Source organism: Virgibacillus sp. NKC19-3, from assembly GCF_019837165.1.
GTDB classification, from domain to species: Bacteria; Bacillota; Bacilli; order Bacillales; family Amphibacillaceae; genus Virgibacillus_L; species Virgibacillus_L saliphilus.
Genome location: NZ_JAGYHC010000001.1, coordinates 1,923,813 through 1,949,880, shown reverse-complemented (window position 1 = coordinate 1,949,880; position 26,068 = coordinate 1,923,813). Strand labels below are relative to the sequence as shown.

The 26,068-nt window shown below is 38.6% G+C and carries 21 protein-coding genes and 1 other annotated feature; of the genes, 4 read left to right on the top strand and 17 right to left on the bottom strand.

Annotation, left to right across the window (positions count from 1 at the left end; genetic code table 11):
* Positions 1–4: 4 nt before the first annotated feature.
* The 4 genes from KFZ56_RS09320 to KFZ56_RS09305 form a co-directional block, all read right to left on the bottom strand.
* The gene (locus tag KFZ56_RS09320) at positions 5–1,045 is read right to left on the bottom strand and encodes a rod shape-determining protein (RefSeq protein ID WP_304956683.1); all 1,041 of its coding nucleotides are present in this window, start codon (positions 1,043–1,045) and stop codon (positions 5–7) included.
* 421 nt (positions 1,046–1,466) lie between these two features.
* A complete protein-coding gene (gene radC / locus KFZ56_RS09315; protein ID WP_222641685.1) occupies positions 1,467–2,156 on the bottom strand; it encodes a RadC family protein in 690 nt (229 codons plus the stop codon).
* Positions 2,157–2,652: 496 nt separating this feature from the next.
* Positions 2,653–3,501 (bottom strand): SPOR domain-containing protein, encoded by an 849-nt coding sequence (locus KFZ56_RS19865; RefSeq protein WP_222641684.1) that lies wholly within the window; start codon positions 3,499–3,501, stop codon positions 2,653–2,655.
* A gap of 115 nt (positions 3,502–3,616) precedes the next feature.
* Complete coding sequence (locus KFZ56_RS09305) at positions 3,617–4,894, bottom strand: bifunctional folylpolyglutamate synthase/dihydrofolate synthase (RefSeq protein ID WP_222641683.1); 1,278 nt, start codon at positions 4,892–4,894, stop codon at positions 3,617–3,619.
* Between the two features lie 57 nt (positions 4,895–4,951).
* Here KFZ56_RS09305 and KFZ56_RS09300 point away from each other — a divergent pair, with 57 nt between their 5' ends.
* A complete protein-coding gene (locus tag KFZ56_RS09300; protein ID WP_222641682.1) occupies positions 4,952–5,836 on the top strand; it encodes an ATP-grasp domain-containing protein in 885 nt (294 codons plus the stop codon).
* 9 nt (positions 5,837–5,845) lie between these two features.
* Entirely contained in the window at positions 5,846–6,715 is an 870-nt protein-coding gene (locus KFZ56_RS09295) for an ATP-grasp domain-containing protein (RefSeq protein WP_222641681.1), read from the top strand.
* Positions 6,716–6,735: 20 nt separating this feature from the next.
* On the opposite strand, the gene KFZ56_RS09290 is transcribed toward KFZ56_RS09295, so the two are convergent.
* On the bottom strand, positions 6,736–9,381 hold the full coding sequence (locus KFZ56_RS09290) for a valine--tRNA ligase (RefSeq protein WP_222641680.1): 2,646 nt from the start codon (positions 9,379–9,381) through the stop codon (positions 6,736–6,738).
* Positions 9,382–9,524: 143 nt separating this feature from the next.
* Positions 9,525–9,750 (bottom strand) — a binding site (T-box leader).
* Between the two features lie 138 nt (positions 9,751–9,888).
* Here KFZ56_RS09290 and KFZ56_RS09285 point away from each other — a divergent pair.
* On the top strand, positions 9,889–10,077 hold the full coding sequence (locus tag KFZ56_RS09285; protein ID WP_222641679.1) for a YszA family small membrane protein: 189 nt from the start codon (positions 9,889–9,891) through the stop codon (positions 10,075–10,077).
* On the opposite strand, the gene KFZ56_RS09280 is transcribed toward KFZ56_RS09285, so the two are convergent.
* From KFZ56_RS09280 to hemA, 7 genes are all read right to left on the bottom strand, one after another.
* On the bottom strand, positions 10,074–11,075 hold the full coding sequence (locus KFZ56_RS09280; RefSeq protein WP_222641678.1) for a protein kinase family protein: 1,002 nt from the start codon (positions 11,073–11,075) through the stop codon (positions 10,074–10,076). The two genes, KFZ56_RS09285 and KFZ56_RS09280, sit on opposite strands and share 4 nt — an antisense overlap.
* Before the next feature lie 64 nt (positions 11,076–11,139).
* A complete protein-coding gene (gene spoVID, locus KFZ56_RS09275; RefSeq protein WP_222641677.1) occupies positions 11,140–12,177 on the bottom strand; it encodes a stage VI sporulation protein D in 1,038 nt (345 codons plus the stop codon).
* 136 nt (positions 12,178–12,313) lie between these two features.
* Positions 12,314–13,606, bottom strand: a complete 1,293-nt coding sequence (gene hemL, locus KFZ56_RS09270) for a glutamate-1-semialdehyde 2,1-aminomutase (RefSeq protein ID WP_222641676.1) — start codon at positions 13,604–13,606, stop codon at positions 12,314–12,316.
* A 30-nt stretch (positions 13,607–13,636) separates the two neighbouring features.
* Positions 13,637–14,611 (bottom strand): porphobilinogen synthase, encoded by a 975-nt coding sequence (hemB, locus tag KFZ56_RS09265; protein ID WP_222641675.1) that lies wholly within the window; start codon positions 14,609–14,611, stop codon positions 13,637–13,639.
* A gap of 2 nt (positions 14,612–14,613) precedes the next feature.
* The gene (locus KFZ56_RS09260; protein ID WP_222641674.1) at positions 14,614–15,378 is read right to left on the bottom strand and encodes a uroporphyrinogen-III synthase; all 765 of its coding nucleotides are present in this window, start codon (positions 15,376–15,378) and stop codon (positions 14,614–14,616) included.
* Positions 15,378–16,307 carry a hydroxymethylbilane synthase gene (gene hemC, locus KFZ56_RS09255; protein WP_222641673.1) on the bottom strand — a complete coding sequence of 310 codons (930 nt, stop codon included), beginning with the start codon at positions 16,305–16,307 and terminating at the stop codon, positions 15,378–15,380. Before hemC ends, KFZ56_RS09260 begins: the two co-directional genes overlap by 1 nt.
* 142 nt (positions 16,308–16,449) lie before the next feature.
* The gene (gene hemA / locus KFZ56_RS09250; RefSeq protein WP_222641672.1) at positions 16,450–17,823 is read right to left on the bottom strand and encodes a glutamyl-tRNA reductase; all 1,374 of its coding nucleotides are present in this window, start codon (positions 17,821–17,823) and stop codon (positions 16,450–16,452) included.
* 228 nt (positions 17,824–18,051) lie between these two features.
* Between hemA and KFZ56_RS19860 the strand changes: the two genes are divergently transcribed.
* Positions 18,052–18,255 carry a LiaI-LiaF-like domain-containing protein gene (locus KFZ56_RS19860; RefSeq protein WP_309228282.1) on the top strand — a complete coding sequence of 68 codons (204 nt, stop codon included), beginning with the start codon at positions 18,052–18,054 and terminating at the stop codon, positions 18,253–18,255.
* 539 nt (positions 18,256–18,794) lie between these two features.
* Here KFZ56_RS19860 and yihA read toward each other — a convergent pair.
* From yihA to KFZ56_RS09220, 5 genes are all read right to left on the bottom strand, one after another.
* On the bottom strand, positions 18,795–19,379 hold the full coding sequence (gene yihA, locus KFZ56_RS09240) for a ribosome biogenesis GTP-binding protein YihA/YsxC (RefSeq protein WP_222641671.1): 585 nt from the start codon (positions 19,377–19,379) through the stop codon (positions 18,795–18,797).
* Positions 19,366–21,696: an endopeptidase La gene (gene lon, locus KFZ56_RS09235; RefSeq protein WP_222641670.1), complete on the bottom strand. Its 2,331-nt coding sequence runs from the start codon at positions 21,694–21,696 to the stop codon at positions 19,366–19,368. The genes yihA and lon overlap by 14 nt, the downstream gene beginning before the upstream one ends.
* A gap of 252 nt (positions 21,697–21,948) precedes the next feature.
* Positions 21,949–23,229: an ATP-dependent protease ATP-binding subunit ClpX gene (gene clpX, locus KFZ56_RS09230; RefSeq protein ID WP_222641669.1), complete on the bottom strand. Its 1,281-nt coding sequence runs from the start codon at positions 23,227–23,229 to the stop codon at positions 21,949–21,951.
* Positions 23,230–23,605: 376 nt separating this feature from the next.
* The gene (gene tig, locus KFZ56_RS09225) at positions 23,606–24,895 is read right to left on the bottom strand and encodes a trigger factor (protein ID WP_222641668.1); all 1,290 of its coding nucleotides are present in this window, start codon (positions 24,893–24,895) and stop codon (positions 23,606–23,608) included.
* Positions 24,896–25,030: 135 nt separating this feature from the next.
* Complete coding sequence (locus KFZ56_RS09220; protein ID WP_222641667.1) at positions 25,031–26,023, bottom strand: tetratricopeptide repeat protein; 993 nt, start codon at positions 26,021–26,023, stop codon at positions 25,031–25,033.
* Positions 26,024–26,068 lie beyond the last annotated feature (45 nt).

Genomic DNA, 26,068 nt, shown 5'->3' with positions numbered 1-26,068 from the left:
CTACTTATTCTACTGATGGACGAGAGGATACGTTTGGATGGGAACGGAAATGTTGAATATATTCCAATGATTTACCTGTTCCAATTGCTACACCATCCAAAGGATCTTCTGTTACAAAAACGGGCATATTCGTCTCATCACTAATGACTTGGTCTATATTTTTTAAAAGGGAGCCTCCTCCTGATAATACAATACCCCGATCCATAATATCTGCAGCTAATTCAGGTGGAGTAAGCTCCAATGTGTTTTTAACTGCTTCCACTATTGACTCTACGGTATCTTTTAAAGAATCCGCTACTTCTTTAGCTGTTATTGTTATTGTTTTCGGTAAACCGGTTAATAAATCACGCCCGCGAATATCCAGCGTCTTATCTTCTTTTGCTTCACCAGCAGTTCCTGCGTCCATTTTAATGGATTCAGCAGACCGCTCACCGATCATAAGATTATACTGTTTACGAATAAATTGAATAATGGCATCATCCATATTATCACCAGCCGTGCGTATCGACTTGCTTGTCACGATGCCACCCAATGAAATAACGGCGACCTCTGTTGTTCCTCCACCAATATCAACAATCATACTGCCTGTAGGATCCCATACAGGTAATCCTGCACCAATAGCAGCAGCAAAAGGCTCAGCAATGGGAAATGCATCCTTTGCACCAGCCTGCTTTGTTGCATCGATAACCGCACGCTCTTCTACCATTGTAATTCCGGATGGAACACAGATCATGACACTTGGCTTTTTAGCAAAAAAAGAACGATTTCGCATTGCTTTTTTAATATAATATTTCATCATTACAGCAGTGGTATCATAATCAGCAATGACACCATCTTTCATCGGCCGGACAACAGAGATATTCCCCGGTGTTCTGCCTACCATATTACGCGCTGAACTGCCTACTGCTTCTATATCACCGGTTTCAATGTTTTTGGCAACTACGGTTGGCTCACGTACAACAACACCTTTTCCTTTCACAAATACCAGTGTGTTGGCAGTACCTAAATCTATCCCTAAATCTTGTGACAAACTGAATCTTCCCAAAAAAATCTCCCTCTCCAAATCACAATTCATTTGTATATAGTCTTACTATATCGATAAATTTTATGTGATGCAATTAACATCATCATCGTTTTTTAACGAATCCCTAATTCGGGATTTAAAAAACCTAATAAATGGCAGTTCACAGGGTAACTTCTGCTAAGAAAGGATGTCATTAACAAGCACAGAAGTCAACCCAATTCCGTTTAAGCTTGCTTTTCGATTTCCATTCCAGGACACCTGCAACGCAGCCATCCCGACTCTTTTTAGCCGCCTTTGGATACATACCAATACCTTAAAGCTTCGAACTTCTTATGATCAATCTTAATAAGCGCCATTTTCAATAAACATCGAAGTTGGCGCTTTATCTTTATAAGTCGTCTATATAATTATACGAAAAAAATAGTAAAATAGATAGTGTTATTTATAGATATCCTTTTTCTTTTAAAGATATAAACTTTCTATCACCGATAATTAAATGGTCTAAGAGTTCGATGCCAATCATTTTCCCTGATTCAACTAACCGTCTCGTAACATGGATATCTTCCTGGGAGGGCGATGGGTCGCCGGAAGGATGATTATGAGCGACAATGATAGAAGCAGCAGAGCGTTTGACAGCCTCGCGGTATACCTCCCTTGGATGGACAACCGAAGTGTTTAGACTGCCAATAAAAATAGTCTGCCTGTGGATAATCTGATTTTTTGTATTTAAAAACAGAACAACAAAATGCTCCTGTTTTAAGCTGCGCATTTCCTCCATGATATAATTTGCCCCGTCTTCCGGAGAACGCACAATATATCGGTCATTTATCTTATACTGGTTCATTCTTTTTCCAAGTTCAATAGCTGAAAGCATTAAAACCCCTTTAGCTTCACCGATCCCCTTTATTGCCATTAACTCTTCAATTGTAGCATCATTTAACAATTTTAACCCTTCAAAATGCATTAAAACCCTGTTGGATAAAACCATTACTGATTCTTCTTTTGTTCCACTCCCAAGCAAAATTGCCAATAATTCCTGATTTGATAAATGGGCAGATCCTAGCTTCAATAGACGTTCTCTGGGCCGGTCTTCCTTAGGAACATCCTTAATCATAATTGATGAAACAGCCATTGTTCCTCCTCCTTAACTAAGATATCTTTATCTTATAGCGTTAAACGAAAGGAAACAAATCAGTGAAATGGCATTTTCAAGACTCAGACATCCCGCAAACCGCAATTTTCCCCATAGGAAAATAATGTTTTAGCAAATTTCCAACGACCTAAAATAGAAAAGTGGTAGTTGATATATTTCATTTCAGATATTTTCTAAAAGATTGCTTCATTTACATAAAAAATATAAACGGCGACGTAACTATTTGCTGTAACCGCCGTTCAGGTCAGTGAAGAGCGGATGCGCATCCTTAGGGCACGGCCTCAGCCTCCTCGGAAGAAGACCACTTCCTACCGGGTCTTCGGACACGTGCTGGGACTGCGCATAAATGCTCGTCCCACCAAAGACATTTGTTCCCGCAGGAGTCTACATGTATTTCCGGAGCGGTCGGGAGGTTACGTTGTAGTTTATATCAGCTACAAACGTTTACAAGCAATAAACACATACGAAAATAACTTTATTTTATTATTTCGCTGTATTGCTTCCATAATTGTAATAGAATGTGCTGTGCTTCGAGTTCTTCAGTTTGTGCCTGGGTCGATTCCCGAAGGCCCGACAGTGTTTCTTGTAAGTCAGTCAAATCTTCCGAGTCATCCGGGTAATTTTCCATTAAAGCTTCCCAGTTATCTACTTTTAATCCCTCGTCATTCTCCAAGGCATTTAGCTCGTCCTGCCAATTTTCCTGGAAAGATTGAAGCCATTCATGCTCCTCTTCTGTGAGATCAACCTCTCCTTCTTCCGTGCTCCACTCTTTTACATAAATATCAAATTCTTGTTCTTTTAACTGACTAGCCAATTGCTCTGCATGCTCCTCAGTATTCGCTAGACCTAATAGAAGAAAAAATTGCCCTTCCCTCTCCCAAATAAAACCTGGAAATCCGGCCTGTTCATAATTACTTACCCACGCTTCGGCGTTCGTTTCATCTGAAAACACACCGCCTTGTAACACATAAGCATTCATTTGTTCCATGCTAGCTGTCATACGCTCGGCATTACTATCCTCATCCTCTGCATCAATTGTTGCCGCTGGAGCATTATTATTTGCGGTCAAATCACTATCGACACCGACAAACATTCGCAACATAAAAACACCCAAAATAGAACCAATTGCTATAGCAGAAATAGTCGTTACTATAATTGGTTTAAAAGATTTCCATTTGTTTCGCTTGCTCGATGGTTTATGATCCGTTTCTCTAGCAAATACAGGAACTGAGTCATCTCCGGTGCCTTGAAGCGTTGCTGCATGCTCCCTATTATCTTTTTTTGATTTTCCTACTTTCCATATAATAAGTTTCTTCTTGTCCACTTTTTTCCCTCCATTGCCAGATTGATTTGTTTTACTCTAGCATAGACGAGTTAAAAAGTAAGACGAATGTTGTCACTCTATTTTAAAAATCGTTCTACATAAAATACGTTTCTTCTCACTGCTTAAAGTAATTTCTTACACTGGCAATAAAGGTTAATGACCCCGTTATAAAATAATAACGATCCTGATGTTGCATCATTTTCTTTATGGCGTCTCCCCAATCACTGCAGATGCCTTTGTCTCCTGCATTCGTTGCTTGATACAACACATCAGCTTGTGCTGCGCGCGGATGATCAAATGAAGTGAGCGTTATAGAAGAGAAATAGGTACTTAGCTGATTCAGCATTGTATCAATTTCTTTATCGCGAAAAGCGGCAAATAAAAGATGTCGTTCTTTGCTCTTATAATTTTCCGTCACCGTATCTATAAAGACCTGCATTGCCGCTGGATTATGTGCACCATCAATGATGATTACAGGATCACGCCAAATCATCTCAAATCTCCCCGGAACCTGTGTATTTCCCATTGCGATTATTGCTCGTTCTAGATCTAACTTATATCCATTATCTATTAATTGTATCAATGCCATATACGCAATTGACGCGTTTTTTATTTGATGATCTCCTTGCATTTGAATAGCAATATTAGCACAATATCCCCTGACTCTTCGCCATGAAAAATATTGTACAGTTCCCTTTTTCTTAAGATTTGTACAGCTAAAATCCTTCCCCAGCTGATAAAGTTGTGTATCACGTAATAGGATTTCTTTTTCTATGACATGTAATGCTTCCCTGCCCAAATCGCCACTAACAACCGGCACATGATTTTTAATAATACCGGCTTTTTGATATGCGATTTCTGCTGTTGTATCACCTAAAAAAGCAGTATGATCTCTTGCAACATTTGTTATAATAGATAAAATAGGTGAAAAAACATTGGTTGTGTCTTCACGTCCCCCCATTCCTGCTTCAATAAGAGCAATATCTGTATGGGTTGAAAAATACATAAATGCAAGCACCGTCATAATTTCAAATTCTGTTGGAGCTTGGGACTTACGATCTAACTGTTTAATGGCAGGGTGAACAGCACGCATTAATTCCAGAAAAATAGCTTCAGGTATGGTACTGTCATTTATCATGATATGCCCCCTTAACCCTGTCATGCTAGGTGAAGTAAATACGCCAACTTGATAGCCGTTTGCTTTTAGGGCATCTTTCATAAAATGGATCGTCGAACCTTTACCATTGGTTCCGGCAACATGGATGGCCCGCATATGGTTCTGGGGATTATTCATTAACGAAAGTAATGCATTGACCCGGTCTAATCCTGGTTTTATCCCCAGTGATTTTCTGCTCGCAAAAAAAGCTTCAACCTGTTCAACATTTTCAAACATATGTACACCTACTTTTTATATCAATTACTAATTAGTATAGCAGAAAGGGCGTCTTCAATGAATTTACAAGGATGGATTATATATAACGGGAATTTACCCGGTGATAAATTTCTGGATTTTGCCAAATGGATACAGGATGCTGCAACAAGAAAAGGTAGCGAGACGACAATCTACAAGAACAATGAGCTGTTTGCTTATCTAGGACGCGGTGAAATAGATCTACTACAGCAAGAAAAGCAAATCTTACCTGATTATGTCGTTTTTGCAGATAAGGATATCTATTTAGCCAAACAATTGGAGTCACTGGGAATTCCTATATATAACAGCGCAGAAGCCATCCAGCGCAGTGATGATAAGATTGATACCTATCAACATTTGGCTAGACACAAATTGCCAATACCCAAAACGATCATTGCACCGAAGATTTTTTCGAACGCAATAGCAAACACTACCAATATAGAACTTGCCATTCATAGGCTTGGGTTGCCAATGATTGTTAAAGAAGCTTTCGGTTCTTTTGGCCAGCAAGTTTATTTGGTACATACAAAGGAAGAATTACAAGCAAAGGTTGAAAACCTTCAAGCAACACCATTTTTATTTCAGGAATTCATTTCCTCAAGCTTTGGAAAAGATATGCGTCTGCATGTTGTTGGAAATAGGGTAGTGGCCGCAATGAAGCGATGGGCAATCGATGATTTTCGATCCAATGTTTCCTCCGGAGGAATAATGGAAGCTTACCAGCCAACAGATTCAGAAAAAGAACTAGCCATTGCGGCTACGAATGCAATTGGAGCTGATTTTGCCGGGGTGGATCTGTTATTCGGACCAGATCAATCTCCATTCATTTGTGAGGTTAATTCCAACGCACATATTCGTAATATGTATGACTGTACCGGAATAAATGTAGCGGATTATATCATGGACTATATTCTTTGGGAGTGAGTTGCTTATATGTATGGGTGGTTAATTTACAGCAGAAAAGATGTCGATCAAAATAAGCGTTATATCGATTGGTTTATTGATGAAGCTAGGCAGCAGCATTTATCACTTGAATTAGTCCTGCGTGAAGAAATAACGATTGGTATCCAAAATCAGCAACGAATGGTGAAAAGAAATGAAAAAACTAACCCTAAACCGGAGTTTGTCATTGTACGAACGATTGAACCATTATTAAACCTACACTTAGAGGCGTGCGGCATCATCGTTTTTAATTCAGCTACTATATCACACATTTGTAATGATAAAGCTTTAACCCACCATCATATGATAAATCTAGATATTCCGATGGTTGATACGTTTTATTTCAAAAAAGATATGCTACCGAACATCCCCCCTATCCCCTACCCCTTTGTTGTAAAAGAAACAATTGGGAGAGGCGGAAATGAGGTTTATTATATGGAAAATGAACAAGCGTGGTTCAAGTATGTATCTGCTACCAGTCATGGTGATTATCTCATCCAGGCTACTCCTGTACAGCTGGGCAAGGATCTACGTGTATTTGTGGTAGACAACGAAATTATTGGTGCGATCCTAAGGGAAAACAACAACGATTTTAGGGCCAATTTTAAACTCGGTGGCTCCGCTCGGTTGTATGAACTTCAAGAACATGAACGTAAAATCATAAACAAGATTACCAATCATTTTCATTTTGATATGGTAGGTATTGATTTTTTAATCGGGGTAAATGGAGAATTACTATTTAATGAAATAGAAGACGTGGTAGGTTCAAGAACACTAAGCGCAGTTAGCAATATAAATATTTTACAAAAATATGTAACACATATAAAATCAGAAATAAATAAGCGGAATTCCCAGGCTTAGACTTGGGAATTCCGCTTATATTATCCTTTTAGCTCTTCCAAACGTGTCTTCACTTTTGCTTGCTTTTCCAAATAATCTTGTTCTTTTTGTTTTTCTTCGTCGACGACTGCTTGAGGTGCTTTGTTTACGAATCCTTCATTTGCTAACTTTTTCTTCACACGTTCAACTTCCTTATTCCATTTAGAGAGTTCCTTTTCAAGTCGCTTTATTTCTTTGTCAACATCAATTAATCCTTCAAGTGGAAGGTAAACTTGAGCACCTGTTATAACTGCTGACATCGCTTGTTCCGGTATATCCAATTGACTTGAAATCGTCAATTCGCTTGGATTACAGAAACGCTCCAAGTAATCGCGATTGTTCTCAAGTTCTGCAACAATAGCATTGTCCTCGGCTTGTATCAGAAGTTTGACTTGTTTGGACATCGGCGTATCCACTTCCGCCCGGATATTACGTACAGCTTTAATAATCGATACCAGTCGTTTCATTTCTGTGGAAGCAACTTCATCGTGGAATTCGCTACGTAACTCAGGCCACGTAGCAATGGCAATTGATTCTCCACGATGTGGCAGTTGCTGCCAAATTTCTTCTGTAACAAATGGCATATACGGGTGAAGCATGCGCATCGTTTGATCTAGAACATAAGCCAGAACAGAGCGTGTTGTATTTTTCCTCCTTTCATCTTCACCGTACAGTGGAAGTTTCGCCATTTCAATATACCAGTCGCATAACTCATCCCAGATGAAATTATATAAATGACGGCCCGCTTCGCCAAATTCATATTTGTTCGTATTTTTCGTAACATGATCAATCGTCTCATTCAATCTCGTTAAAATCCATTTATCAGCCAACGATTTTTCCCCGGTTAAATCGATATCTTCATACGTAAATCCTTCCATATTCATTAATGAAAAACGGGAGGCATTCCATACTTTATTGGCAAAGTTCCATGTGGATTCTACTTTTTCCCAATGGAAACGAAGATCTTGTCCCGGTGTAGATCCAGTTAATAAGAAATAACGAAGGGAATCTGCCCCATACTTATCAACAACCTCCATGGGATCAACACCATTGCCCAATGATTTACTCATTTTCCGTCCTTGAGAATCACGAATTAGTCCATGAATGAGTACATCTTTAAACGGTCTTTGGTCCGTAAACTCCTTGGATTGAAAAATCATCCGTGCTACCCAGAAGAAAATAATATCATACCCGGTTACCAATACATCAGTAGGAAAATAACGTTTAAAATCTGTGGCATTTACATCCGGCCATCCCATTGTCGAAAATGGCCACAACGCAGAAGAGAACCATGTATCCAATACGTCTTCATCCTGCTCCCAATTCTCGATATCTGCAGGAGCTTCTTTTCCAACATATATTTCTTTCGTTTCTTTATGATACCACGCAGGAATACGGTGCCCCCACCAAAGCTGACGGGAGATGACCCAGTCACGAATATTTTCCATCCAATGTAAATATGTCCCTTCAAAACGCTCCGGTACAAAATTCACTTTTTCATCTTTTTCCTGCAATGCCATTGCTGCATCTGCCAGTGGCTGCATATGAACAAACCATTGCGTCGACAGATATGGTTCAACAACAGCACCGCTCCGTTCAGAATGCCCCACCTGATGAATGCGCTCTTCAATGTGAAATAGCACACCCTGCTCTTGAAGGTCTTTCACAATCTGCTCGCGACAATCCAAGCGATCAAGTCCCTCATATTTACCGGCATTCTCGTTCATAGATCCATCCTCATGCATAATGAGAATGCGTTTTAAGTTATGGCGATTACCAACTTCAAAATCATTCGGATCATGTGCCGGTGTAATTTTAACCGCACCGGAACCTAATTCCATATCAACATATTCATCCGCTACAATTTCGATTTCACGTCCTACAATTGGTAAAATAACCGTTTTACCAATTAAATGCGTGTAGCGCCCGTCTTCAGGATGAACAGCTACTGCTGTATCACCCAACATGGTTTCTGGCCTTGTTGTAGCAATTTCAATGGTTTCATCACTATCTTTTATCGGGTATCGCATATGATAAAATTTACCTTCAACCTCTTCGTAAATGACTTCGATATCCGAAAGAGCAGTGCGCGTCTTAGGATCCCAATTTATGATGTATTCCCCGCGATAGATAAGCCCTTTTTCATATAATGTTACAAAAACCTCTTTTACCGCATCCGACAAACCATCATCAAGTGTAAATCGTTCCCGTGAATAATCCAGTCCAAGACCTAAACTCTCCCACTGCGAACGAATAAAATCAGCGTATTCTTCTTTCCATTCCCAGGCAGTCGCCATAAACTTTTCCCGTCCTAATTCATAGCGGTTTTTCCCCTGTTCTTTTAGCTTTGCCTCTACTTTGGCCTGTGTCGCAATACCGGCATGATCCATCCCTGGTAACCATAATACATCATAGCCCTGCATTCGTTTCATTCGGGAAATCGTATCCTGCATGGTCATATCCCATGCATGCCCCAAATGTAGTCTTCCAGTTACATTCGGAGGTGGAATAACAATGGTAAATGGTTCTTTTTCCGGGTCACCTGTTGCTTCAAAGTATTTTCCTTTCAGCCAAAATTGATACCTATCCTTTTCAACTGCCTTTGGATGATATTTAGACGGCAGTGAAGTCTTTTGCTCTTCATCCATAAAAAACGTCTCCTTCATTTATTAGTAACGATTACTGCTTTGTAAAAGATTATTGCTTTTGACACAAAAAATATAAGCTGCGGAGATTTAAAAGCAACAATACTTACGATTGGAACCTTACATAAAAAACCCTCTCCATCCTTAAAAAGGACGAAAAGGGTTTATTTCCGTGGTACCACCTTTGTTTACAAATCATCACAGATTTGTACACTTCATTGATGGATAACGGCAAATACCGGCATTCTCCTACTTATCGTTCAGAGACGCTGCTCAAGGGCGACCTTCCAAAACATCGTTTCCGGGAAATTCTCAGCTTCTATTCCCTCTCTGTAGGTGATTATTTTGTACGCTCCCTATCAAAGCTTTTTCATATTAATGTTCATTTTATCCATAAGGAACCATTTCGTCAACTATTAATTCTAATTTTGCACAAAACCAGTACCTATATACATAGTATATTAAAAATAAAACCATTATGTGAATCTGCTAACAAAGAGGTGATTTAAATTGGCACGTTTTTATCGGTATAAATTACCACCATGGGCAAGGCGTAGTATTATTATTATAGAAAGAGTGACATTACCCATTCTAATCTTTCAATTGATCCGGACATTACTCTTTCCCACAACATTAGATGTATTTTTATTAGGCCTTTTAGTCGGTTTGTTTATTGCCTTTTACTTGGAATGGATTTAACTTTCAAGTTCATCCAAGGAAGATACTTCATATTCCGTCTCCACATATTTTGAGAACTGCAGACCAAATAAAAGCTGACGATGGGCGTGCTGTAATTTCCTTACACGAGTCACCATCGTATCTACAGAAGTGTGGCCGGCATATTGCTGTACAATCTTTAGATAATTGGTTGGGTTCAATAAATGAATGATAAGCAGATTCAATTCATGTTGATTCAATTCGTTTTCATGGTTATATGTCGAGAACTGTTCCATGAGTGCGTCACGGGGTTGATCATAGTGACTAACTTCCTGTTTGAAAAATGCGGCTAAATCCATGACAGCATTATCGTAATACGCATTTTCCCAATTTATCATATGTGCTCCTAACGTATGGGAGATCCTTACGTTACCATGACATAAACTAAAATTCCAGCTTATTTCCTCTTCTTGTTCATCAATAAGGTGTTGAATTCGTTTGATGATTTCTTTTAACGTAAATTCCAAATCTCGATAATGTGTGCAAACTAATAGTTCGAATGGGGACATAAATCTACTTTTCTCAAATTGCTGCACAAATGTGATTAATTCGTTTGCGGCATGTTCGCAAAATGCTTTGTATGTAGTGAATTCACGAATTAGTCTTTCCGTTGAAATGAGTTGTGTCTGCTTTGTTTTTGCATGGACAGCACCTATATTTTTATAAAGGTTTTCAATTAACTGACTTTGTTTCGTATTAGAATATTCTATCCAGGGGGTTAAATAAAAGATGGTTTGGTTCATTTCCGTATAAAGATTCCCGCTTTTCGTCAAATACACAGGTAAAATAGTGGCTATATGTTGAGAGAATGCTGTATGATATACATTTTCAAAGTTTGCCAATGATTCTTTGGATAATAAACTCTTTTTCAGCGCATATTCTCGTTGACCGTCGCTTACTCGAAACAGTCTTTCGGTTACTTCTTCTATCGCTAAAGGATAAATAGCATAGGAGTTTAACACCTTTTTCAATACTTCCAATTCATTCACCACCCGGATTTAAAATTAGAGACCCCTTGAGTTCTGTTAATCAAGGGGTGTGATTTTATTTCCTATTAGGGATGTACAGCAATTGACCTTCTGTTACCTTATATTCATCATCTAGTTGATTTTGTTTTATTAATTGTAATGCAGATATCTGATAACGCTCTGCGATTGTATCAATAGTATCTTTCTCCTGAACGATGCAAAGTTTCATTTTCGTATACTGTTCTTCTTCCGTATTTCTGAACATATCAGATAGATAGCTTACATTTTCCATCGACGCCGAGCGACTTTCCATACTTTCATAAATTTCATGTGATTCTTCTGTGTAATTATCATTGGAGAAATCTTGTGGATCTTCGGGAAACTCCGGGGATTCATAATCGTTTGGATCCTCCGAGAACTCCGGTGCAGTCTCTTCCTCCTCCTTCGATGATAGGTTATCAAAGAATTCTTTTAACGTTTGTGATTTTTTTGTTTTCCAACGGTTATCCTCTATTGATTCTTCTTCCGTTTCCGTAGATAATGCAGGAATATCTGTAGGATCAATGGATGCAATCATATCAGGTGATTCTTTTTCCGGCTCCTCTTTAACTTCAAATTGGAAAGCCTCATCCACTTTCACTTGTTCTTCCACATCCTCCTCTTCTTCACGGTCTGTCTGACTGTTGATACCGTCAATTACAATTGTGGAAGTTAATTTTAACTGATTTTGATCCGGTATTTCATAATCAAAGGATGCAATGTTAACCGTTACATCATCTAAATTTGTGACACGATAAGAAGGTATGGAAATTTCCACTGGAAACTGATGAGAAAATGCTGCAGTACCATCTTCCGTATCGATAACACTTTCTACGTAGCGATTGGAATGCACATCTTCAAAATCATTTGGATAAGGTTCTTCCTCCGGATATTCTACTTTCTGGTACTCCCCATTTAATTCAATGACGCCTCTTATTGAAATATACTCATGAAAGGATTGAATAGATATTTCCGGATCCAGTGAAATTCCTCTTATTTCTGCAACTTCCTGTCCCTTTTCAAAATAAAGGGATTCATTTAGCTCAAAGCTGAATACAGATTGATCGTTTGACAAATGACTTCCTCCCTTCAGGCAAAAAATATTCCATAAGCTGATATGTCTTAAGAATTATATGAGTTATAATCCGCTATTATGCTTACATAATGAAAAAAGCCATCCCGAAATGGAATAGCTTTTAAACATTGGTACATCACTTTTCAATTTTGGAAAACACATTCCGAACTGCTTGAATCGTTTTATCAATATCTTGATCGGTATGTGCTGTGGACAGAAATAATCCTTCAAATTGAGAAGGTGGCAAAAATATACCTTCTTCTATCATCCCTCTGTAGTATTGAGCAAAATAATCCAAATTGGCTGTTTGTGCTGTCTCAAAATTAATAACAGGTTCATCGGTGAAGAAAACACCAACCATCGAACCAGCACGATTAATTTGGAGTGGTATTTGGAAATCATTAGCGGCTTGTTTATAGCCTTCCATCAATTTATCGACTTTCTGATTAATGATTTCATAATCGGATTCACTTAGTGCACCCAATGTTTCATATCCGGAGATCATTGCTAATGGATTCCCGGATAATGTCCCAGCTTGATAAATGGAACCGGTTGGCGCAATATTTTCCATAATTTCGCGTTTTCCTCCATATGCACCTACTGGTAGACCACCACCAATAACTTTTCCAAGACAAGTTAAATCAGGTATTACTCCAAAGTAGCCTTGTGCACAATTATATCCCACACGGAAACCTGTCATGACTTCATCAAAAATTAATAGCGTACCATTATCTTCCGTAATTTTGCGTAAATCCTGCAGGAAATTATCTTGCGGCGGAACAACGCCCATATTTCCGGAGACAGGCTCTACTATAACTGCCGCGATATCCTCGCCATATTGTTCAAATACATAGCGAACACTCTCAACATCATTATATGGGACAGTAATCGTATTGCTTGCAATCGATTCCGGGACACCTGGACTATCAGGTAATCCTAAAGTAGCGACACCGGATCCAGCTTTAATCAATAGGGAGTCACCGTGTCCATGGTAATTTCCTTCGAATTTCAATATTTTATCTCTTCCTGTATATCCCCTGGCTAAACGAAGCGCACTCATGGTTGCTTCAGTTCCAGAGTTTACCATGCGAACCATATCTATGGATGGTACCCGCTCCGTGACGAGTTGTGTGAGCTTATTCTCAATAATGGTTGACGTACCAAAACTCGTCCCTTTTGCAGCAGCTTCCTGTAACTTGGAGACAACACGCTCATCGGCATGTCCTAAGATTAAAGGGCCCCAGCTTAGTACATAATCGATATATTCATTACCATCGATATCAACAATTTTAGATCCTTTACCATGGTCCATAAAAATCGGGGACATGTCGACAGATTTAAATGCCCGAACCGGTGAATTCACTCCACCGGGCATTAAATCAACCGACTCCTTATACGCGTCTATAGAATTATTGAAATTTTTCACCATTAATCACCCTCACTGCATATTATTTGCTTCCTATTCATTCAACCATTTTGCTACGTCTTTTGCAAAATAAGTGATAATAAGGTCTGCTCCTGCACGTTTCATGGCCGTTAATTTTTCCATCACTAATTCCTGCTCATTAATCCAGCCATTTTGTGCGGCTGCTTTTACCATGGAATATTCACCACTTACATTATAAGCAACGACGGGTACATGATAAGTATTTCGCACATCTCGTACGATATCAAGATAAGATAGTGCAGGTTTGACAATCAGAAAATCCGCACCCTCTTTGATATCTGATTGAGCTTCACGTAACGCCTCCATCCGATTAGCGGGGTCCATCTGGTAGGTTTTGCGATCACCGAATTGTGGTGTACTGTCGGCAGCATCTCTGAAAGGACCAAAAAAAGCTGAGGAATATTTTACCGCATAAGACATAATCGGAACATTCTTAAAACCTGCCTCATCCAGTTCCTGTCGAATAACGGTTACAAATCCATCCATCATGTTCGATGGTGCAATGATATCTGCACCTGCGTTGGCCTGGGATACCGCTGTTTTAGCTAATAATTTCAACGATTCATCATTATCAACATCACCATTATGGATAACGCCGCAATGACCATGGGATGTATATTCACACAGGCATGTATCTGCAACGACCAGCATTTCCGGGAAATCCCGTTTAATTAGTCGGGTAGCCTCCTGTACAATACCATGTTCATGAAAAGCTCCTGTCCCCTGTTCATCTTTCTCCATCGGAACACCAAAAAGCATTAGCGCCTTAATTCCAAGTTCATCGGTCGCCTTCACTTCATCATGCAGTAAATCAAGCGAAACTTGAAACACTCCCGGCATGGAAGCAACTTCATTTTTAATATTTTCTCCTTCCGCCACGAACATTGGATAAATAAAATCTTCTGCACGTAAATGATTTTCACGGACTAACGCGCGCATCGAGGAAGATGACCTTAACCTACGATGCCGATCGAAATCTTTTGTCATTTTCATAACTCCTCCTGAGCGATATAATTACTTATACACTGTAACATACCGTCTATTGTAAATTCTTCTGGTGTTAAAATAGACGTAAAGCCTAATTCACTTGCACGCCTCTGCGTAGTTGTGCCAATGCATACACATGTTGCCTCATGAGGGATCGATGTCATTTCAACAAAAGCCTCAACTGTCGACGGACTTGTAAATGTTATAAAATCAAACGTATTTGTTAGCGTCGTATTTAAGCGATCTGCCATTTGATAGTTATAAGACATTTCATAAACTTGAGCGGAATCGTACGTTATCCCATGCGCTGCAAACACAGTAGGAAGAACATCCCTGGAACGATTACCCCGTACCAGTAGAATAGGACCTGAACCTGTATATATTGATAAAAACTCATTTGCCATAGTATCTGCATTATATACCGTCGGAGTGAAATCAGCAGCATACCCGAATGTTTTTAATGTATTCTCTGTTTTATGACCTACAACAGCTAATCGTTTGTTTTTTAAAATGGCATTGTTTACGTGATATTGTTTGGCTAATTGGAAAAAACAGCTTACGCCATTGGAACTCGTAAAAAAAATCCATTCATAGCGATTGACATTCGAAAAAATCCGTTTATTTTCCTCCCGATCCTTGCATGAAATTTTCAAAAGAGGCACTACAATTGGTAATCCGCCATACGTTAAAACTTTATCAGAAAACGTTTTCGCTTGTTTCTCCTCTCTCGTTATCAGGATCTTCTTGTCACGTAATGAAATTGCCATTACTGGTCAAGCTCCTCTTTAACCTGATCGATTATTTTCTTTCCGCCCTGGTCAATAAGTTTGTTCGCAGCTTCTTCCCCGACAGCTTTTGGATCTGTACCACGAACCTCTTCTTTTAACATTGTCTTACCATCCGGTGTTCCTACCAATGCATGTAAAATAATATCTTCACCTTCTAAATATGCATAACCACCAATTGGAACCTGACAACCGCCTTCAAGCAAATGTAAAAATGTTCTTTCCGCAGTAACCGTTTTGGTTGTTTGTCCATCATTGATTATTGCCAATAATTGATGAAGCTCATGGTCATCTTCGCGGCATTCTATTGCTAACGCCCCTTGCCCAACTGCTGGAACACAAACATCCGGTTCAAGGTATTCTGTAATGAGTTCTTCGCTCAACCCGACACGCTTCAGACCCGATACAGCTAGAATTATCGCATCATAATCCTCTTCCTCTAATTTCCGCAAACGTGTTTCGATATTTCCGCGAATCCATTTGATCGTAACATCAGGTCTTGCAGCTGCAATCTGAGCTTGCCGGCGCAGACTACTGGTTCCGACAATGGCTCCAGCTGGTAAATCCTTTAAGGCTACATTATTTTTTGCAATGTAGGCATCACGGTGATCTTCCCTTACCGGAATAGTAGTAATCATCAGTCCCTCCGGCATTTCAGATGGCATATCTTTCATACTATGTACAGCGAAATCAATCTCTTTATTGTACATAGCTTGTTCAATTTCTTTCACAAACAGACCCTTACCGCCTACTTTCGATAAGGTAACGTCCAGAATACGATCCCCTTTTGTACTGATTTTACGTACATCAAATTCATTCTGTAGACCAGCTTCTTTTAATTGGTCAATGACCCACTCCGTTTGTGTTAGTGCAAGATTACTTTTTCTTGATCCAACGACGATCTTACGCATCCAACATCCTCCTAAAGTCTGCTAATTAAAACAGGCGGCTGTCAAGCCATACGAACGAACCAGAAAGCTGGCACGTCTCGCCTTCTGGTTATGATAAACGTAAACAATAATGAATGATTTTCAGTTTAACCATCATCTCAGCTTACATGCTGGTTATCTTCTCAATTATAGGAAAAGCTATCTTTTTTTCCTTTTTTAAGTTTGAAATGGTATCATTGCTTTCTGTCTGTTTATCCATTTCGGACTTTACTTCTTCTTCAATGCCAAAAATATCTATAAACAAATCCAGTGCATCATCTGCTCCATCTGTACCAGCCAGTTCTTTTGCCTGTGTAATCGGTTCTTTTAATAATTGATTAATGATACTTTTCGTATGCTTATTTAATACTTTTTTCTCACGTTCTGTTAGATCTGGCATTTTTCTTTCGATACTCTCCATTGTTTCTCCTTGAATGGATAATGCCTTTTGTCGCAATGCAGAAATAATTGGAACTACACCTAGTGTTTTTAACCATTCTTTAAATGCAACAATTTCTGCTTCAAGCATGATTTCAACTTCTTTTGCTGCTTCTTTTCTCGATTCAAGATTCGCATCAACAATATGCTGTAAGTCGTCTATATCGTGTAAAAATACATTCTCCAATTCGCTGATAGCTGGATCCAGATCTCTCGGTACTGCAATATCAACAAGGAATAACGGGCTTCCTTTTCGTTGTGTTTGAATGGATTCAATCATTTCCTTCGTCAATAAAACTGAATCCGAGCCCGTAGAACTAATCAAAATATCTGCCCTTGCCATTATATCTGCTAAATTATCTGCATGTGCCGGCTTTGCATTAAATCTTCTGGCCAACGCTTCTGCTTTTTCAAAAGACCGGTTTACAACCGTAATATCAGTCGCTCCTGATCCTTGAAGATTTTTCGCCGCAAGCTCACCCATCTTCCCGGCACCAAGAATGACAACATGTTTGTGCGTTAAGTCGCCAAATATTTTCTTAGCTAACTCAACAGCAGCAAAGCTTACCGATACGGCATGTGCGCCAATTGCTGTGTCCTTTCTTACTCGTTTTCCAAAGGTAATTGCCTGTTTAAAAAGTTCATTAAAAATAGTTCCAGTCGCATCCATCTTCTGTGATGCTGAAAAAGAATTCTTCACCTGGCCAAGGATTTGCGTCTCCCCTAAAATCATCGAATCAAGGCCCGTAGATACCCGGAATAAGTGCTCAAATGCACTGTCATCTTCTTTGATTCGTAAATAAGCAGCGAAATCCTCCTTATCCATTTGAAACCAATCGGCCAGGAATTGTTTTATATAATAACGACCTGTATGAATTTGATCAACCACTGCATAGATTTCCGTACGATTACATGTAGAAACGATCACATTTTCCAGAATGCTTTTCTGTTCTTTTAATACCTTCATTGCTTCATGAAGGGATTGCTCTGAAAATGTGAGTCTTTCTCTTATTTCTACAGGGGCTGTTTTATAATTAAACCCAACTTTCAATATGTGCACTTTATCTACCCCCACCAAAACTTTAGGAATATGTTCATGGTGAACATATGTGAAGCCATATATCTTCTATTATATCATATAAGTTCGGTCACTTTTTTTGAAAATGTGAACAGTTTCTGAAACAATATGATAGGATAAAACGTATAAATATTGAACTCGGGATGTACTTTACCATAACCACGTTCAATTAGCAAGAAATCAATTTATAACTGACTTGGGGTGTATGACTTGAAGAAAAGAAACTCACTTGCGGCATATATATTAATCGGGATTGGATTATTTTTTCTACTTCGACAGTTGAAGATCCCAATACTCACCGATTTTTATTCCTTGCCTACACTGCTGATTATTATTGGAGTTTCATTACTGCTGTATAGTTATACAAAAAAGAAATACCAGCTTTTATTTGTTGGTACGATTATTCTAGGGTAGGCATTCATTTACATGGCCTGCATCACTATAATTTTTGGATTGACCATTGGGCTGTTTACCTACTTATTATAGGGATTGCATTTATTATTCGTTATATGCAGACCCGTGATGGTTTATTCGCCGGTATTCTGCTTATAGGTATTTCTATTATTTTGATCTTTCCCATAGAGGTACCAGAATGGCTCGATTGGATTTACGTGGTCCTTGATTATATAGAAGATTATTGGCCGATCGCACTTATTATCATAGGCATTATTCTACTACGAAAGAAAAAATAAAGGCTATTTTCTAAAAAGTTGTTATTCACATAAAAACTAGAAACTGCGACGTAGTGAAAGTAACTTTATGAGAAGGCTCTCTTTCTAATGATAGTTGAGCGTAGCGAATGCCTCAACCAATGCTTGGAAAGAGAATGGCACACTACGTCGCAGTTTACATCAACTGGGGAGGTTTAAAGGTGGCGGTGCTTTGAAATGAGCGAAAATAAGATAAGCTCCCTGTTGGATAGTATTACATCGCAAACGAGGGAGCTTATCTTTTTATGTTAGATATTTTTTCATGAAACGCCAAGCTTCGTCTTTTCCCTCGCCGGTTTCGGCGGAGAAAGGTAACAGTTCATCTTCTGGTTCCATTTGCAATGTTTCTTTTGTCCGTTTTAGATACTGCTGTCTTTTGTTTTTGGCAATTTTATCTAGCTTTGTAGCAACAACAAGTACAGGAAACTCAAAGTACTTTAAGAAATCATACATTTGTGCGTCTGCATCCGTTGGCTCATGACGGATATCCGTAATCAATACAGCAGCCTTTAACGTGCCTCTCGTTTGAAAATACTCCTCCATCATTTGGCCCCATTTCTCACGTTCCTTTTTCGATACTTTGGCATAGCCATACCCCGGTACATCGACAAAGTAGAAAGCATCATTTATTTTATAAAAGTTTAATGTCTGTGTCTTACCAGGTGTTGATGAGGTTCTTGCTAAATTTTTACGATTAATCAGTTTGTTAATGAATGATGATTTGCCTACATTCGAACGTCCTGCTAGTGCAATCTCCGGTAGACGGGCGTTGGGATATTGCTTCTGACTAACGGCGCTAATGATGATTTCCGCATTAGTTACTTTCATTTTCTTCCTCCACAAGTGCATGTTCCAGAACTTGATCTAAATGTCCTACCTTGATAAAGGTTAAATCATTACGTACACTTTCCGGTATATCATCAATATCTTTTTCATTTTCCTCAGGTATAATAATGGTAGATATTCCAGCTCGATGGGCACTTAGCGATTTTTCCTTTAATCCGCCAATCGGCAGTACACGTCCACGTAGTGTAATTTCACCAGTCATACCAACCTCTTTTTTTACTGCTCTTCCTGTGAGTGCGGACACAAGAGCTGTTGCCATCGTGATGCCTGCTGAAGGGCCATCTTTGGGGGTCGCTCCTTCAGGGACATGGATATGCATATCATAGGTTTCATAAAAATCTGGCGCAATATGTAACTCTCTGGCTCTTGACCGAATATAGCTAAAAGCCGCCTGTGCAGACTCCTGCATAACATCTCCAAGTTTACCCGTCAAGGTAAGTTTTCCTTTACCAGGGTAGTGGGAAACCTCAATGGATAAGGTGTCACCACCCGCTGCTGTATAAGCCAAACCTGTCGCCGCGCCAACCTGGTCCTCTTGTTCCATCAAGCCATAGCGGTATAGCGGCTTGCCGAGTAAATCTTCAAGACTCTTCTCCGTAACAATGACTCGTTTCTTCTCACCGGAGATAATGATTTTAGCAGCTTTTCTGCACAATGTAGCGAGCTGTCGTTCCAGATTTCTAACACCTGCTTCACGTGTATATGTGCGAATGAGCTTTAGCATGGCATCATCGCGCAGCTGTAGGTTTGCTTTTTTCAATCCGTTTTCTTTTAATTGTTTGTTTAATAAATGTTCTTTAGCAATGTGCAGCTTTTCTAGTTCTGTATAACCAGCGATGGAAATAAGCTCCATTCGATCTAGTAATGGGCCTGGTATATTAGTGACATAGTTTGCGGTTGCAACAAATAGAACATTGGACAGGTCATATGTTTCTTCAATAAAATGATCGCTGAAGTTACTGTTTTGTTCCGGATCCAACACTTCAAGCATCGCTGATGATGGGTCTCCACGAAAATCATTTGACATCTTATCGATTTCATCCAGTAGGAACACCGGGTTGATTGTTTCTGCTTTTTTCATGCCCTGAATAATTCTGCCGGGCATTGCACCTATATACGTTCTACGATGCCCTTTTATCTCTGCCTCATCACGAACGCCACCTAATGAAATTCGGACAAAATTCCTGTTTATCGAACGTGCAATGGATTTAGCCAATGATGTTTTCCCTACCCCCGGGGGACCGACCAAACAAAGTATGGGCCCCTTGATAGAATTGGTAAGCTTCTGCACAGCTAAATATTCTAATATACGTTCTTTCACTTTGTCTAGACCATAATGATCAGCATTCAGGATTTTCTCTGCTTTGTGAATCTCAATCGTATCTTTTGTTTTCTGTGTCCATGGTAATGCAATAAGCCATTCTAAATAGTTACGGATGACGGAACTTTCCGCAGAACTTTGTGGTACTTTCTCGTATCTTCCCAGTTCTTTTTTCGCTACTTTCTTTATTGAATCAGGCATATCGGAGAGTTCAATTTTTTCGTCTAATTGACCAATCTCGCTTGTTTTACCTTCTTTTTCACCAAGCTCTTTTTGAATAGCTTTTAATTGCTCACGTAAATAATATTCCTTTTGCGTCTTTTCCATCGAGCCTTTTACACGCTGCCCTATCTTTTGCTCCAAGTCAAGTACCTGTTGTTCATTGGAAATCAATTTAATAAGGGTGTTTAGTCTTTGTTTGATATCTTTCGTTTCCAACAATTCTTGTTTATCTTTTATTTTTAAAGATAGATGGGATGTGATAATATCTGCCAGTCTTCCCGGTTCCTCAATATCAGATACAGTCGCAAAAGTCTCTTGTGTAATTTTTTTGGAAAGCTTTATGTATTGCTCAAATTGTTCTAGTAACGTACGCATTAGCGCTTCTTCTTCGTTTGTTTTCCCGTGAATATCCTCGATTTTTTCAATCTCTACGACAAATTCTTGTTCGTTTTCCATATATTGGATTATTTCTCCACGATGTATTCCTTCCACTAGAATTCGGAGTGTACCATTTGGGAGTTTGAGCATTTGATTTACTTTTGCTAATGTTCCGATCTGATAAATATCTTTGGATTCAGGCTCTTCCAGACTAACCTTTTTTTGGGCTGCTAGAAATATGGTCTGATCACCCATCATTGCTTGTTCCAATGCTGCTACAGACTTATCTCTGCCTACATCAAGGTGCAAGACCATTGACGGAAATACAAGTAATCCGCGTAATGGAAGGAGGGGAACCTGGGTAGTTTCTTTTGCCATCGTATGTACCTCCATGGTATGTATTATTATTTATACTTGCATATGTCCTTAAAGTTTAAAGAAAACTAATTCATTTGTAAATATATATGGAAAAATATAGCACACTTATCTTTTTCATTATACCTGATATTCTCTTTTTTATGTATTAAAAAATAATAAAAAAAGGGACTGACCAAACGCATTACTTCCTGCACTAACATGTATAAATGAGGAATTATGCCCAGTCAGTCCCAGATATCAATCGAAAGCTTTTTAGGCGCTCTCTTTCGGAAGTGTATTATTTCCTTCTCGTACAGTCCCATCTCTAAAAATAAGCTTAGGGCTGCCATTTTCTTCGTTAACCGTGTTTGCGGTTATCACACATTTATCTATATCTTCTCGTGATGGTAACTCAAACATGACATCAAGAATAATGCTTTCAATAATAGAACGTAGACCACGAGCCCCCGTTTTACGTTCGATTGCTTTTTTAGCTATTTCTATAAGCGCTTCTTCTTCAAATTCTAATTCAACATCGTCCATTTCAAACAACTTCTCATATTGTTTTACGAGTGCATTTTTCGGTTTTGTTAGAATTTCTACCAATGCATGTTCATCCAGCGGTTCCAAACTTCCCACAACCGGAATTCTTCCAATAAATTCCGGGATAAGGCCATAGCTCAGAAGATCCTCTGGTAATACTTTTTGAAGTAATTCTCCTACTCCCATATCTTGAGCCTTATCATTGGAACCACCAAATCCAATAACAGTTTGGCCAAGTCTGCGTTTAACAATTTGATCGATACCATCAAATGCACCACCAACAATGAATAGAACATTCGTTGTATCGATTTGAATGAATTCCTGATGTGGATGCTTCCTTCCTCCCTGTGGAGGGACACTTGCTACAGTACCTTCAATGATTTTAAGCAACGCCTGTTGTACACCTTCCCCCGAAACATCACGAGTAATGGAAGGATTTTCTGACTTACGTGCAACCTTATCAATTTCATCGATATAAATAATACCTTTTTCAGCCTTTTCAACATCATAATCAGCTGCCTGTATCAGTTTTAAAAGGATATTTTCAACATCCTCACCTACATATCCGGCCTCTGTTAAAGAAGTTGCATCTGCCATTGCAAACGGTACATTAATAATACGTGCTAATGTTTGTGCCAACAATGTTTTACCACTGCCTGTTGGCCCGAGCATTGCAATGTTACTCTTGGCAATTTCCACATCATCAGAATTTGATGGGCTGTTAACACGTTTGTAATGATTATAAACCGCTACTGATAAATTTTTCTTAGCCTTATCCTGACCAATAACATAATCATCCAATGTTTCCATAATTTCCCTTGGCTTCGGAATTTCTTTTAATTCTACTTCTTCTTCCGTTCCCAGTTCTTCCTCAACGATTTCTGTGCAAAGTTCAATACATTCATCACATATATATACGCCTGGACCGGCTACTAGCTTACGAACCTGATCCTGACTCTTTCCACAAAAGGAACATTTCAACTGTCCTTTTTCTTCATTATACTTACGCATGTAATCTCACCCCTAAAAGTTTAGATCTACTCCTAAGTTTCACTTTAGAATTCAACTTTAAAGTCATCATATCAGATCAAAATTAAAAAACAAAACAAAAGACATTCCCATATTTGGTATCTACGAGAAGATGTTCAGACAACGTATCAATCTCGCACTCATAACCTTATACTATCTGACGGTATGAAAAAGTCAAACCTTATTACTTACTATATGTTACTTTCTAAAATAAAATCGTGCATTTGTAACATTTAAACCACTATACTAAAAAAGCATAATAGGCGGACAACTTCTTCTAATAAAAGGGAAACAAGATGCGGGACGTCTGCATCTTGTTAGTATTTACCATATTCACCTGTAAATAAACATATGTTAGTTATTCTACAGTTTTACTTTGTTCGACTAGGAAATCAAGTGCTTTTTTGAATTTCAAATCCTCTTTAATTGCTTCAGCATTTCCACCTAATATTTGTTTTAATTGATCTTTCTCGATGCCGTACATACCTGCCATGTTATCCAGTTCTGCATCCACATCTTCATCGGTTGCTTCCAGATTTTCTGCATGAACAATCGCTTCTAGTGTAAGATTTGTTTTAACACGTTTTTCCGCATCTTCTCTCATTTGCTCTTTCATTGCGTCTTCATCCTGCCCAGAGAATTGTGTATACATTTCCATCGTCATTCCCTGCTGCTGCAACTGTTGTTCAAATTCTTTAATCATTTGATCCAGCTCTGTATCTACCATTGCATCAGGTATTTCTACTTGCGTATTTTCTGCTGCTTTTTCAAGCAGGGTATCACGTTTTTGCCTTTCAGCTTCCTGTTCTTTTTGTGACTCTAGTTCTTCTCTTTTCTTTTGTTTCAATTCATCAAGCGTTTCCGCTTCTTCATCGACATCTTTTGCGAATTCATCATCCAGTTCCGGAAATTCTTTATATTTAACTTCATGAATCTTCACCTGAAATGTAGCTTCTTTTCCGGCTAATTCCTCTGCATGATAGTCTTCTGGAAATGTCAAATTGATACTAGTCTCTGCATCGAGGTCCTTACCAATTAGTTGTTCTTCAAATCCTGGAATAAATTGACCTGAGCCAATCTCAAGGGAATGGTTTTCAGCTTTTCCTCCCTCAAAAGGTTCGCCGTCCATGAAACCTTCAAAATCCATCACGACCGTATCGCCTTCTTCAATGGTTCCTTCTTCTTTTACTACCAGCTCAACATGCTCTTGTTGAAGTTTCTCTATCGCTTCATCCACTTCTTCATCCGTTACTTCTGAGGATTGTTCTTCCACTTCTAACCCTTTATACTGACCAAGAGTTGCTTCCGGTTTTACATTTACATTCGCTGTAAAAACAACATCTTTCCCTCTTTCAAGTGTTTCAATATCCACTTCTGGTTGTTCAATTGGCTGAATTCCTGTCTCATCAATTGCCTTGCGATAAGCATCTTGAAGAATGAGATCTACTGCGTCCTGATACAAGGACTCTACACCAAAACGGCTCTCAAAAAGTTTACGTGGAATTTTTCCTTTACGAAATCCAGGAAGTTCAATGTCTTTCCTAACTTTTTTAAACGCTTGATCTAATGCTGTTTCAAATTCATCTGCAGTAACTCCAAATGTTAATACACCAGTATTTCCTTCTTGTTGTTCCCATTTTGCTACCATAAAAATTCCCTCCAAAATCTATTGATATCCATTCCTTTTTAACGTTCATTATTTAACATATAATGATCACATTTTCAACCATCTCATTATAACATAATTACTGGGCCTTTCAAGGATTTATAGCTATGTGCTCATTTATTCTTCAATTATACCCAGATACAAGGTTTCACAAAGTTTGATTTCTTCCATATATCGATTAACATCTTCGCTTCGCTTCTCGCCAGTATTCGTATGTATATTTAAATACGATTCCCCTGTGATTTTTAAAGCTTCTGCTATAAGCTTAACATCCTCCATCCGGGGCATGATCGGATAACGCACATATGTATATCGATAAAGAAGTTGATGTAATAAATGAAATAAAGTGGGGTCTTTTTGTTCCAGTCCACTAATCATTAGCACGAGCTGTTTAAACAGTTGATGTGATTTTATATCCGTAACATCAACCGGTTTAACACGTAGCTGTAAACCTAATTTATGTATATCCACCTCATGTGTAATTTCATGATCCTGTAACCAATGAAAAATGGCTGTTTTCGTAACAGGATGAACATTTTCATTTACTAAAAATTTGATAATGGTATTGGTTGGACTAGATTTCGTCTTTCTTAAGCTTTCAATCAGCCGCCATTGTTCTCTATGATCATTTTCGTAAAAGGCAGAAATAAGCTCGTCCAAATATGCCGTCGATTTTTCAATAAACAGATCGTTTTGCATTTTTTCACTCATATCATAAAGTTGCTGAAATTGTTCTTTCACCGTAGATGGGATAGCATTATTTTCATATTCATAAACTACTTGTTCCATTAACAGCTCATATTGGCTTGTCTGAAATAATAATGTTAAATAAATATGTACATAATGGTAATAGCTTTCATCTTTATGTCTATGTTGTAACAATTCTTCGCAGATATCTTGAGCTTCCCCGTAACGTCCTAGTTCCATTAAACTAATTAATTTGCCAATAACAATCTCATAGCTATTCACTTGATAGCTTAATAATTTATTTAATTTGGACAAGGCTTCTTCGTATCTTTTTTCTTTAAGTGCTTGCAGACTTTCTTCTTCCAATAATGTTTTCCATTTAGGAAATAAAATAACATTATCTTGATCGGATTTATTTTGCATTTATTCACCTCTCTCTTTTTTAAATTGTACATGATGTCTTCAGCT

What these genes read in the sequence shown, in the direction of transcription:
- radC (WP_222641685.1), bottom strand. Translation starts at nt 2,156, where the DNA reads ATGGCTGTTTCATCAATTATGATTAAGGATGTTCCTAAGGAAGACCGG.
- KFZ56_RS09305 (WP_222641683.1), bottom strand. Translation starts at nt 4,894, where the DNA reads ATGTTTGAAAATGTTGAACAGGTTGAAGCTTTTTTTGCGAGCAGAAAA.
- KFZ56_RS09300 (WP_222641682.1), top strand. Translation starts at nt 4,952, where the DNA reads ATGAATTTACAAGGATGGATTATATATAACGGGAATTTACCCGGTGAT.
- KFZ56_RS09295 (WP_222641681.1), top strand. Translation starts at nt 5,846, where the DNA reads ATGTATGGGTGGTTAATTTACAGCAGAAAAGATGTCGATCAAAATAAG.
- KFZ56_RS09290 (WP_222641680.1), bottom strand. Translation starts at nt 9,381, where the DNA reads ATGGATGAAGAGCAAAAGACTTCACTGCCGTCTAAATATCATCCAAAG.
- hemL (WP_222641676.1), bottom strand. Translation starts at nt 13,606, where the DNA reads ATGGTGAAAAATTTCAATAATTCTATAGACGCGTATAAGGAGTCGGTT.
- hemB (WP_222641675.1), bottom strand. Translation starts at nt 14,611, where the DNA reads ATGACAAAAGATTTCGATCGGCATCGTAGGTTAAGGTCATCTTCCTCG.
- KFZ56_RS09260 (WP_222641674.1), bottom strand. Translation starts at nt 15,378, where the DNA reads ATGGCAATTTCATTACGTGACAAGAAGATCCTGATAACGAGAGAGGAG.
- hemC (WP_222641673.1), bottom strand. Translation starts at nt 16,307, where the DNA reads ATGCGTAAGATCGTCGTTGGATCAAGAAAAAGTAATCTTGCACTAACA.
- yihA (WP_222641671.1), bottom strand. Translation starts at nt 19,379, where the DNA reads ATGAAAGTAACTAATGCGGAAATCATCATTAGCGCCGTTAGTCAGAAG.
- lon (WP_222641670.1), bottom strand. Translation starts at nt 21,696, where the DNA reads ATGGCAAAAGAAACTACCCAGGTTCCCCTCCTTCCATTACGCGGATTA.
- clpX (WP_222641669.1), bottom strand. Translation starts at nt 23,229, where the DNA reads ATGCGTAAGTATAATGAAGAAAAAGGACAGTTGAAATGTTCCTTTTGT.
- tig (WP_222641668.1), bottom strand. Translation starts at nt 24,895, where the DNA reads ATGGTAGCAAAATGGGAACAACAAGAAGGAAATACTGGTGTATTAACA.
- KFZ56_RS09220 (WP_222641667.1), bottom strand. Translation starts at nt 26,023, where the DNA reads ATGCAAAATAAATCCGATCAAGATAATGTTATTTTATTTCCTAAATGG.